General features: G+C 73.6%; 10 protein-coding genes and 4 pseudogenes. 8 read left to right on the top strand and 6 right to left on the bottom strand.

The annotated features are described in order from the left end of the window. Together JWP64_RS01145 and JWP64_RS01150 are read left to right on the top strand one after the other, a co-directional pair. Positions 1-89 (top strand): annotated as a pseudogene (locus tag JWP64_RS01145) (IS5/IS1182 family transposase); the annotation flags it as partial. 54 nt (positions 90-143) lie between these two features. Then, positions 144-259, top strand: a pseudogene (locus JWP64_RS01150) (IS5/IS1182 family transposase); the annotation flags it as partial. Between the two features lie 17 nt (positions 260-276). Here JWP64_RS01150 and JWP64_RS01155 read toward each other — a convergent pair. The 6 genes and pseudogenes from JWP64_RS01155 to JWP64_RS01180 form a co-directional block, all read right to left on the bottom strand. Further along, entirely contained in the window at positions 277-1,227 is a 951-nt protein-coding gene (locus JWP64_RS01155) for an FAD:protein FMN transferase (RefSeq protein WP_297491155.1), read from the bottom strand. 524 nt (positions 1,228-1,751) lie between these two features. After that, positions 1,752-2,707: pseudogene (locus JWP64_RS01160) on the bottom strand (chloride channel protein). Between the two features lie 394 nt (positions 2,708-3,101). Beyond that, entirely contained in the window at positions 3,102-3,833 is a 732-nt protein-coding gene (locus JWP64_RS01165) for a VIT family protein (protein ID WP_297491160.1), read from the bottom strand. Continuing rightward, positions 3,830-4,099, bottom strand: coding sequence for a ferredoxin (locus JWP64_RS01170; protein WP_297491163.1), 270 nt, complete (start codon positions 4,097-4,099; stop codon positions 3,830-3,832). The genes JWP64_RS01165 and JWP64_RS01170 overlap by 4 nt, the downstream gene beginning before the upstream one ends. Continuing rightward, positions 4,096-5,445: an NADH-ubiquinone oxidoreductase-F iron-sulfur binding region domain-containing protein gene (locus JWP64_RS01175; protein ID WP_297491166.1), complete on the bottom strand. Its 1,350-nt coding sequence runs from the start codon at positions 5,443-5,445 to the stop codon at positions 4,096-4,098. Before JWP64_RS01175 ends, JWP64_RS01170 begins: the two co-directional genes overlap by 4 nt. Then, positions 5,442-5,987 (bottom strand): ferric reductase-like transmembrane domain-containing protein, encoded by a 546-nt coding sequence (locus tag JWP64_RS01180; protein ID WP_297491167.1) that lies wholly within the window; start codon positions 5,985-5,987, stop codon positions 5,442-5,444. Before JWP64_RS01180 ends, JWP64_RS01175 begins: the two co-directional genes overlap by 4 nt. A 491-nt stretch (positions 5,988-6,478) precedes the next feature. Between JWP64_RS01180 and JWP64_RS01185 the strand changes: the two genes are divergently transcribed. The 6 genes and pseudogenes from JWP64_RS01185 to JWP64_RS01210 all read left to right on the top strand — a co-directional run. Then, on the top strand, positions 6,479-7,174 hold the full coding sequence (locus JWP64_RS01185) for a response regulator transcription factor (RefSeq protein ID WP_297491170.1): 696 nt from the start codon (positions 6,479-6,481) through the stop codon (positions 7,172-7,174). Beyond that, positions 7,171-8,418, top strand: coding sequence for a HAMP domain-containing sensor histidine kinase (locus tag JWP64_RS01190; RefSeq protein WP_297491172.1), 1,248 nt, complete (start codon positions 7,171-7,173; stop codon positions 8,416-8,418). Before JWP64_RS01185 ends, JWP64_RS01190 begins: the two co-directional genes overlap by 4 nt. A 51-nt stretch (positions 8,419-8,469) precedes the next feature. Then, complete coding sequence (locus tag JWP64_RS01195) at positions 8,470-9,039, top strand: DUF2231 domain-containing protein (RefSeq protein ID WP_297491174.1); 570 nt, start codon at positions 8,470-8,472, stop codon at positions 9,037-9,039. 26 nt (positions 9,040-9,065) lie between these two features. Continuing rightward, the gene (locus JWP64_RS01200; protein ID WP_297491177.1) at positions 9,066-9,317 is read left to right on the top strand and encodes a hypothetical protein; all 252 of its coding nucleotides are present in this window, start codon (positions 9,066-9,068) and stop codon (positions 9,315-9,317) included. Then, on the top strand, positions 9,314-9,748 hold the full coding sequence (locus JWP64_RS01205; RefSeq protein WP_297491180.1) for a DUF1427 family protein: 435 nt from the start codon (positions 9,314-9,316) through the stop codon (positions 9,746-9,748). Before JWP64_RS01200 ends, JWP64_RS01205 begins: the two co-directional genes overlap by 4 nt. A gap of 214 nt (positions 9,749-9,962) precedes the next feature. Next, positions 9,963-10,203: pseudogene (locus tag JWP64_RS01210) on the top strand (hypothetical protein); the annotation flags it as partial.

The raw sequence follows: 10,203 nt of genomic DNA on the forward strand, positions 1-10,203 counted from the left end.
CCCGCTGCCGCGGACCCGGCGAGCGGGTCAACGCCGAGCTGAAGAACTGGCGCAACCTGCGCAAGATCCGGTCGTGCCCGCGCCGCGCCGCCGAGCTCGTCGCCGCAGCCCGACCGCCTGCCACCAGCAGTCGCCGTGACCGCGGCGAGCGAGCCAACGCCCAGCTCAAGGCCTGGCGCGTCCTGCGGAGGCTCCGCTGCTCCCGCGCCGGGTCACCGACCTGGTCAAGGCCGTCCTGGTCCTCATCCAGGCCGGCTGACGCCAAGTGGAAAGACCTCATTGACGTCCCGCCCCGCGGCGGTGACCGATGGGCCACCGGCCGACGGTGCGGACCTCCCCGGCTGCGGTCACGAGCCGGGCCGGGATCCCCCGCTCGGTCAGCCAGCAGGTCGCGTCCTCACCCAGCACGATCGCCGCCGTGCTGGCGATGTTCGCGTCCAGGCAGGATCCCGCCGCGACGCTGACCGTCCGCCACGGGCCGTCGGCCGGCATGCCGGTCCGCGGGTCGACGATGTGGTGGAGCTCCGCCCCGCCCCGCCGCCACCTGCGCCGGACCACGCCCGACGTCGCCAGCCCGCCGGCGTGGATGCCGACGAGCTGGTCCGCGGACCCGGTACTCGTGTGATCGTCGGTCACCGTGACACGCCAGCCCGCCGCCGGTCCCGCCCCAGCGACGGCGATGTCCCCGCCCAGGTTGACCAGCACCCCGCAGCGCAGGGCGGCGGTGATCCGGTGCGCCGCCCGGTCCGCAGCCAGAGCCTTCGCAGTGGCTCCCAGATCGAGCCCGACGCCGTGCGGCAGCACGATCGTCCGCTCGGCCCGGTCCCAGCCAACCCGCCACCATCCCGGCGCCGGGCAAGGCTCGCCCACCTTCGGGCCCACGCCCCGGACCTCGGCGAAGTCCCGGTCGTACCCCAGCTCCGACAGCGAGGTCCGCACGGTGAGGTCGACCATGCCGTCGGTCAGCGACGACGCCCGGAACGCGGCGTCGAGGTGATCGGCCAGCACCGGACCGACGACCACGGGAGCGCCCGCAACGTCGTCGAGCCGCCGGATCTCCGAGTCCTCCCGGAAGCGGCTGCAGGCGCGGTCCAGCTCGTCCAGGTCGTCGCGCAGCATCCTCGAGGCGTCGCCGAGCGCGCTCCGCTCGGTCACCAGGACCGTCGCCGTCGTGCCGAGCGCCGGGAAGCTCTCGGCGAACGGCTCGGGCGCGGCGACCGTCGTCACGACGCTCCCGACCTGGCGTGCGACCCACCCGATCCGGTGGGAGCCGCAGGCGGCTGCACCGGGGCACGGAGGGTGGGCGTCGACGATCCGTTCGGCGGGACGACGACCTGGCGCGACCTGCGCGGAGCAGCCGGCGTCGCCGGGCCGGGATTCGGCCGCGCGGGGGCCTGGGTCGGCGTGGGGGCCTGGGCCGGTAGGGGTGAAGGGTCGGAGGACGGCGGCGCGGACCACCGGGTCGGGGGCGCAGCTGCGGCCGAGGACGCCGAGGCGGCGGGCTGGGAGAACGCGACCGCGGCGAGCGCGGATGCCGCGACCCCGCCGGCCGCGACCCACCCGGTCGTCCGCCTGGCGCGGCGCAGCCCGCGCTCACAGGCCTCGAGCCGGACTGAAACGGGCGAATCCATGAGTGCAGCTTCGTCACGAGTTCTTGGAGAATCCTCAGAGCCCGGACCGCCGATCGGGTGCACGGATCGGCGAGGAACCTCCCGCGTCGCGAGCTGGGGCCACGAGCGGCCCGGCGGACATCATCGAGCTCGGGGCCCCGCCGCACCCGGTCGTGCTGCGAGCCGCCCGGAATAGATCGAGTACCCGTCCACCCGTCGTGCGACCGCGGTCGCCAGAGATGTCGCGATCACGAGCGGCACCATGATCGCGAAGCCGGAGTGCGTGAGCTCCAGGACCAGGACGAGTGCGGTCGGCGGAGCCTGCATGCCCGCTCCGAGCAGCGCTGCGGCACCGAGCAGCGCGTATACCCCGACCGGTGTGCCGGGCCAGAGATGCGACCAGGCGATCCCGAGGAAGCCGCCCAGCGCCGCGCCGGTGGCCGGCGTCGGGGTGAGCAGGCCGCCTGACGCGCCGCTCCCCAGACACAGGGCCGTGACCAGGGGCTTGAGGACCAGCAACGCGAGAAGGAGCAGCATCCCGCTGTTCCCATGAACGCGTCGAGTGCGATGCCCTTTCCGTTGCCGAACAGCTGCGGGAAGAACTGCCCGAGCCCCGCCAGGAGCCCGAACGCCCCGAGCGGCGCGATCTGCACCTGCCGTCCGCGCGCCCGGTGGTGGGAGACGAAGGCGATCAGCCGGATGAACCCCACGGCGACGATGCCGATCAGCGGGCCCGCCACCACGGTCCACACCAGCGCCGACACCGTCAGCCGGTGGTCCGGGACGCCGAGGTAGACGGCCTGGTCGGGCAGGGAGATCCAGGCCGTCACCGTCGCGACGCCGGAGCACACCAGCGCCGGCAACGCCACGGGCAGCGTGATGACCCCGATCATGATCTCCGCCGTGAACAGGGCCCCGGCCAGCGGCACGTCGTAGACCGCTGCCAGCCCCGCGCCGCACGCCACGAGCAGCCGGCGCTGGCCCGCGTCCATACCGGTCCAGCGCGCCAGCAGACCCCCGGACAACGCGCCCATCAGCTTCGGGGCGGCCTCCCGCCCCAACGATGCGCCGAGCCCGACGACGATCTCCGAGAGCACAGAGGTGCCCGCGCTGCGCGGCCACGACAGCGGCGACCCGAACCACGCCGCCTCGTCCGCCTCTGCCCGCTGGCCCGCCGTGAGGCACTGCAGCAGGTACCAGCCCAGCCCGCCGACTCGACGACGCCTCCGACCTGCTGGAGGCGCTCTACCGCGCCGCGGCCCGCCGGGACGCTTCTCCCGCGGCCGTCGCGGCCGTGAGCACCGCGCTGCTCGACGACATCGACGTCCCGACCGCCGTGCGCACGGCCGTCGAGTCCGGCGGAGAGGCCGCCCGCCAGGTGATCCGGACCCTCGCCCTGCAGTAGCGGCCCGGCCGCCACGGGGCCCGGCCGGCGCTGCTCATCACCACCGCTTCGTGAGCCACGGGCCGGTCCCGATGCTCACGGACCTCCTAGGCCACAGCCGCGCCGAACAGGTGGCCGACGAAGTAGGTGACCGCGAGTCCGGCGGCTCCGCCGACAACGACCCGGAGCACCGCACGGCGCGAGCCGGTGTCACTGATGCGCGCGCTCAGCGCACCAGCGAGACCGAGGGCCACCAGGACGACCGCCACGGTGACCGGGATCCGCCATGCGGCGGGGGAGAGCAGGACCGCGAGCAACGGCAGGATCGCGCCGAGGACGAACGACAGCGCCGAGGCGCCCGCCGCCTGCCAGGGACTGGTGAGCTCGGTGGGATCGAGGTTGAGCTCGGCCTGGAGGTGTGCGATCAGGGGGTCGTGTGCGGTCAGTTCACGCGCGACGGTGTCGGCGGTCTGCTCGCTGAGGCCTTTGGCCCGGTACAGGGCCGCGAGCTCCGCGAGCTCACTCTCCGGGTCCTCCTGCAGCTCGCGCTTCTCCTTGGCGAGCATCGCGAGCTCGGTGTCGCGCTGGCTGCTGACCGAGATGTACTCGCCGAGCGCCATCGAGACCGCACCGGCCACCAGGCCGGCGAGACCTGCGGTGAAGATCGGTGCCCGTGCCGCGGTAGCGCCCGCGACGCCGACCACCAGGCCGGCGACGGAGACGATGCCGTCGTTCGCACCGAGCACGCCGGCGCGGAGCCAGTTCAGCTTGCCGCCGAGGCCACCGACGTGCGGCTCTCGGTCGTGAGCGTCCGTCTGCGCCGCATCCGGGGAGCTCACGACGGGTCCCGCGGGTGGTCGAGGCGGAGGGCGAGGGTGGGGCAGGCGCTCACTGCGGCGCGGGCGTGGGGAAGTTGGTCGGCGCCGATCGGGCCGCTCGATCGGCCGTGGTCGAGGATCGGATAGCCCCATTCGTCGAGCCCGACGTGGTCGGGGAGCAGGTCCGCGCACAGGCCGTGTGCGGCGCAGGCGATCGGGTCGACGCTCAGTTGCGGCCCTCGGCGACGGTGAGCGGCGCTCCGCGAGGGTGTCCGGGTCCGTGTCATCGCGATCTCGCTCCTGTGCCCGGTCGGGCACGTTGGGCCGGGAGGTGGGGAATCGACGGCTCCCGCATCGGGAAGACCGGGGCTCCGGCTGCGGCCCGGCAGGGTTGTCCGGCGAGGTGCTGCTTCAGATCCTGAGCGAACACCCGCAAGGCGCTGCGGGCGAGTCGGGCGGCGCCGTCGGGGTGCGCGCACGCGCCGCGTCCGGCGACGAGGTCCAGGCGCCGGGCCAGGCGGCCGTGTGCCCGGCGCGCCTCGGGGGTGCCGTGCACGATGGCGGCGACGTCGTCGGCGACTGCCGGGAGCCCGAACCGGCAGGGGCCGCACTGGCCGGCCGACTCGCCGGCCAGGTAGCGCAGCAGGTGTGCGGTCTGGGCGAGCCCGCAGGCACGGGCGGGCAGGGCGAGCAGGGTGGGCACGCCGAGTACGGAGCCCGCGGCTCGAAGGGCCTCGTGGGTGAGCGGGGTGCGAAGGGTCGCGGGATCGTGGAGGCCGAGCCAGGCACCGCCGTAGCCGCCGCTGAGCACGGCGTGGACCGGTTCCGTCGGGCCGCACGCGAGATCGAGGACGTCACCGATCGGTGTCCCGGCGGCGATCTCGACGACGCCAGGTCGGCGGAGTGCCCCGCCGATGGTCACCAGGAGGGTCCCGGGCAGGTCGGGGGTGCCGAGGGCCCGGAACCAGGTGGGCCCGTGGCGCGCGATGAGGGCGAGATGGGCGAGGGTCTCGACGTTGTCGACCAGGGTCGGGGCGCCGCCGACGCCGCGTTCGGCGGGGCGGGGCGGGGCGGTCGTCGGTACGGGCGGGCCGCCGTTGAGGTACTGGACGAGGGCGGACTCCTCGCTGGCGACGTACCGCGCGGGGACGGTCTCGATCCGCACCGGCACCGGATCATGGCGGGCCGAGGCGTGGCGGCGGAGCGGCTCGAGGCCGGGTGAGCCTTCGTGGACGCACAGGATCGCCTCGCTCGCGCCGAGCCCTGTCGCTGCGATCGCGATCCCGTCGAGGACCAGGTGCGGGGCGCAGTGCAGCAGGGCGGCGTCCTTACCGGACGCGGGTTCACCCTCACAGCCGTTGGCGACGACGACGGCCCGCCTGCTTCCGAGCCGGCGCGGGCGGCGGGCGGCGACCGCGCGGAGTTTGACCGCGGTGGGAAACCCGCTTCCACCCCGTCCGCGCAGACCCGCGTCGTCGACGAGCTCGGCCAGTTCCTCCGCCCCGGCTTCCGGTAGCGGCCCATGGCGGCGCACGTGCGCGGCCAGGTCGTCCGGCCGCTGGTCGGCGTACCAGGGGGCGAGCAGCCGCACGTCAGGTGGGAGGCGGTCGGCATCGACGCGGGCGTTGGTCACCGTGTCACCGCCGGCGTGTCGTCGCGAGTCAATGCCCGGGCTCGCCAGATCAACCCGGCGATCACGGCGGCGACACAGGTCAGGGTCAGGGCGAGGACCCACCCGGTCGTCGAGTCCGCACCACCGAGCCCGAGCCCGTGGACGACCGCGACCGGCCAGCACACGTAGGCGCAGAAGTGCACGGCCCGCCAGGCCCGCAGCCCCATCCGCGTCCGCAGCAAGCTGGTGACGACGACCGCGGCCAGCAGGTCGAGGGCGACCGCGCCGAGTCCCAGCCAGAAGGGTTCGTAGGTGCCGAGGAAGGGGACGACGACGTCGATCCAGCGGATGGCGACATAGCCGTCGAGTACGGCCGTCGCCACATGCAGCGCCACGAAGGCGACCGCGAGCATGGACAGGTTGCGGTGCAGTCGTGAGAGAGCGAACCGGGGCCAGCGGGCCGAGGCCGCGCGGGCGATCCCGGAGATGCCCAGCAGCATCGTCGCCGTCAGCAGCACGATCGACACGAGTCCGGCGCCGCGGCTGGCGTACCAGGTCCACATCAGCGCCCCCGCACTTCGCCCGACGTCAGGGCGGTCACGACGCCCCCGAACGGGTGTGTGCATGACCGCCTGACGACGCCTGAGGGGCGGCCGCGGGGGGCTGCAGGGACGGTCCGGAGCCGGCGCCCACGCCCGACCCTGTGGTGTCAGAAGCCTGGGGTCCGTTCGGCGGGGCCACCAGCCCGCCGCGGATCGCGGGATGCCGGGAGGAAGCCGTTGCGCCCGCGTCCACCGGGACCGCGGCCGACGCGGAGGACTGGGCGAACACGACGGCGGCGACAGCGGTCGCAGCGACACCCCCGATGGCCGCCCATCCGGTCGTCCTCGATGCCCGTCGCACCGCCCGGTCGCGGGCCTCGCGCCGAGCGGGCTGGTTCTCGTTCATCTGACCAAGCGAACGCCGACTTTCTTGGAACTTCCTGGGACCGCGATGCACGGTTCCAGCGGGACCCGGCGGCCAGGACGAGCGCCGTGGCTCCATGATGGCCACCATGTGGAGTCCCTCGGAGTCCGGCCTGCGAGGCGCCTCGGCGCGCGTGCTGCTCGTCGAGGACGAGACCGAGCTCGCCGAGATGCTCGCAGAACTGTTCACCGAGGAGGGCTACGTCGTCGACGTCGCCCATGACGGGCATACCGGCCTGCACTACGGCCTGACCCGCGGCTACGACGTCGCGGTACTGGACCGCGGGCTCCCGGCCGTGGACGGTCTCGACCTGCTCGCTCGGCTCCGCCGGAGCGGCATCGTGATCCCGGTGCTGATCCTGTCCGCCCTCGGCAACCCGGCGGACCGGGTCGCGGGTCTCGACGCCGGCGCGGAGGACTACCTGGCCAAACCGTTCGACGTCGACGAGCTCCTGGCGCGCCTGCGCGCCCTGCGCCGCCGCCATCTCGACACCGCCCGCCTGCTACCCGTCGGCGACGCCCACCTGGACCTGGACTCCAGCGAGGTGGTCACCGCGACCGGCCGGATCAGACTCTCGGCACGCGAACGCGACCTCCTGGCCACCCTCGCCGGCCGCCCCCGGCAGGTCTTCGGCCGCGACGACCTGCTGGCGCTGGCCTTCCCCGAAGCGGAGAACCCCGTCGTGGTCGACACCTACGTCCACTACCTGCGCCGCAAACTCGGTCGCGGCGTGATCGAGACCGTCCGCGGACGCGGCTACCGGCTCGGAAGGCCGGCGACATGACCGCACACCCCGCCGGCGAGGCCGTCCTCGCCCGGCGGGCCGCGATCCGGCTCGGGGTCCAGGCCGCGGCCCTGGCCGCTCTGCTCGTCGTCGTGCTCACCGCGGCGGCTGGTCTCATCCTGATTCATGCCCAACGTACCCAGGTCAGCGCACAGCTCGACAGTGCGATCGCGCACGCCGACGACGTCGAGGACCCGCCGTCCGGCACCTTTCTGGTCCTCCGTACCGCGAACGGGGCCGTCCACGAGACGCCGGGGCTCCCGGCCGGGGTCGCGGACCGCGCCGCCCTGGCCGACGCAGCAGGCGGCGGATCGCCGCCGGCGGTCGAACGCAACGTCGGCGAGATCCAGTACGAGATCTCCACGATGCGCCGGCCCGACGGTGTCACCGTGCAGGCGATCCTCGACCTGACCGCAAACCACGCCGAACGCAACCGGCTGCTGGGAGCCATGCTCGCCATCGGCCTGGCCGGGCTGCTCGTCTCCGGCGTCGCCGGGACCTGGCTGGGGCACCGGGCGATGACCCCACTGTCCGCGGCACTGGCGCTGCAACGTCGCTTCGTCGCCGACGCCGGCCACGAGCTGCGCACCCCATTGACGCTGCTCGGTACCCGCGCACAGCTGCTACGCCGGCGCCTGCGCCGCGACCCCACATCCGACCAACGCCTGCTCGACGAGATCGAGGGTGTGGTGGGCGACAGCCGCCGCCTCACCGCGATCCTGGAGGACCTGCTCCTGGCCGCCGATCCCCTCGCCGAGCGGCCACGCGAGCCGGTCGACCTCGTCGCTCTGTGCCGTGCGGTGCTCGCCGCCGCTCAGGCCGAGGCCGGCAACGGCGGCGAGATCACCCTGCACCTCGACGCCCCCGGCTCCGTGTCCACGCTCGGGTCCGAGGCAGCGCTGGGGCGTGCGGTCACTGCGCTGGTCGACAACGCGGTCCGCCACGCCCGCCGTGCCGTCCGGGTCGAGATTCGGGCGGACGACGGCCACGCCGTGGTCGAGGTCCGGGACGACGGAGACGGCGTCGACCCCACACAGGTGCCCCGGCTGTTCGACCGCTTCGCCACCGCCGCACGTCCCATCGGCACCGGACGGCGGCCCTATGGTCTCGGGCTCGCCCTCGTTGCCGAGATCGCCGCAGCCCACGAGGGACGCGTCGACCTCGTTTCCGCGGCCGGTGACGGAGGGGCAGTCTTCAGGCTCACCCTGCCGGGCGCTCCTGTCCCGGTTCCAAGGAACCTCTGAGATTCACCCGCGACGATCGGTGGCGACACGTCCCGCTCCGAAAGGTCGCCCGTGCCCACGTTCCTGTCCGGACTCCCGCTGCACCCGCTCCTGGTGCACGCCGTGGTGGTCCTGGTCCCCGCCGCGGTGATCGGCACTGTGCTCGTCGCCGTCTGGCCCAGGATGCGCCCTCGCTGGGGGTGGCCGGTCGTCGTGGTCACCGCGCTGGCCGCGATCTCCGTCCCCCTCGCGACCAGCACCGGCGAAGGCCTCGAGCACAACCTTCCGCGCACCGCGGCAATCGCCACCCACGCCGAGCTCGGGGACCAGCTCCTGGTGTTCGTCGCTCCGCTGTTCGTGGCGGTCCTCGCCCTCGTGGTCCTCGACCACCTTCGTCGCCGCGGCAGCGAGCGAACCCTGGCCGTGGCCCGTGCCGACGGCCCCGGAACCATGGCCGCGCCCGCCGCGGTCACGAGCGGGGGTGCGCGGGTCGCCCTGGTGGTCCTGGCCGTCCTGACGGTGCTGTTCGCCGCCGTCTCCGCCGTGCAGGTCGTCCGGATCGGCGACAGCGGCGCCCAGGCCGCATGGGGCTCCGTCCAGTACGCACCGCAGCCCCGCCCGGCCGGGATCCCTGGCGACTGACCGTCGGCGCCCCGACGCTGTCGGACATGGCTCTGCAACCAGGCTCGAAGTACGTGGCGATGGGCAGTTCCTTCGCCGCAGGTCCCGGGATCACACCGGTGCTGGACAGGAGCGCGTTGCGCTCGGGCCGCAACTACGCCCACCGGATCGCGGAGACCCTGGAGCTCGACCTGGTCGACGTCACCTACTCCGGTGCGACGACGGCCACCATCCTCACCACCCCCAGAACAAGCGCCCACCGCAGATCGAGGCGGTCATCCCGGACACCGCGCTCGTGACCATCACGGCCGGTGGCAACGACCTCGGCTACGTGGGAACCCTGCTCGCGGGGGCAGCCGCGACCACGGTGGCGCGCCGGTTGCCGTTGCTGTCCGCGTCGAGGCGCGAACGGCTCGGTGATCTCGTCAGGTTCCGCACGACCCCCGAATCGAACCCCGAGGCGTTCGCCGCGGTCGCCGCGGCGCAGGCCGAGATCGTGGAGCGGGCACGCGAACGCGCCCCGCACTCCCGCCTGCTGCTGATCGACTACCTCACCCTGATCGAGCCCACCCCCGACAGCTCGTCCACGATATCCCTCGGTATCGGAGTACTCGTCGGCGTTGGCTACGGGCTGCTCAAGGTGCGCTCCCCCGCGCCACCCCCGGTCGCTCTGGTCGGGCTGCTCGGAATGCAGCTAGGCCAACAGCTCATCAGCTGGCTGCACTGGTAGCCGACACGAGGTGACTGCCGAGCAACCTCGACCCGCGGCCGCTCATGCCCGCGGTCGATTCCAGGCGCACGAGCAAGGGGCATCTGGCCCAGGCGAGGATGCAGCCGATACCGGCTATCTGGTCTAGTCAAGTCTACGCCGGATGTCTCATCAATAATGCGTATTCGGCCGTCCCGTGGGAAACGGCCGGCCACGTTTTGGCGAAACGTCCGGTGTGACTACTTCGCAGCCGCCGGACAACCGGCCCACCACCCCGCCGCCGTCCTACCACCAGCCACAGGGCCAGGTCCCGCCCCAGTGGGGCCCGCCGCAGCAGAACGGGGCGCCGCAGCCCCCGGCGCCCGCACCGAAGAACGGACTCGGCACCACCGCCCTGGTGCTCGGCATCCTCGGTGCCCTGTTCTCGCTGATCCCGTTCATCGGGGTCATCGCCTGGCCGCTGGTCATCCTCGGCC

It is taken from the genome of Pseudonocardia sp., from assembly GCF_025465255.1.
Lineage (GTDB): Bacteria > Actinomycetota > Actinomycetes > Mycobacteriales > Pseudonocardiaceae > Pseudonocardia.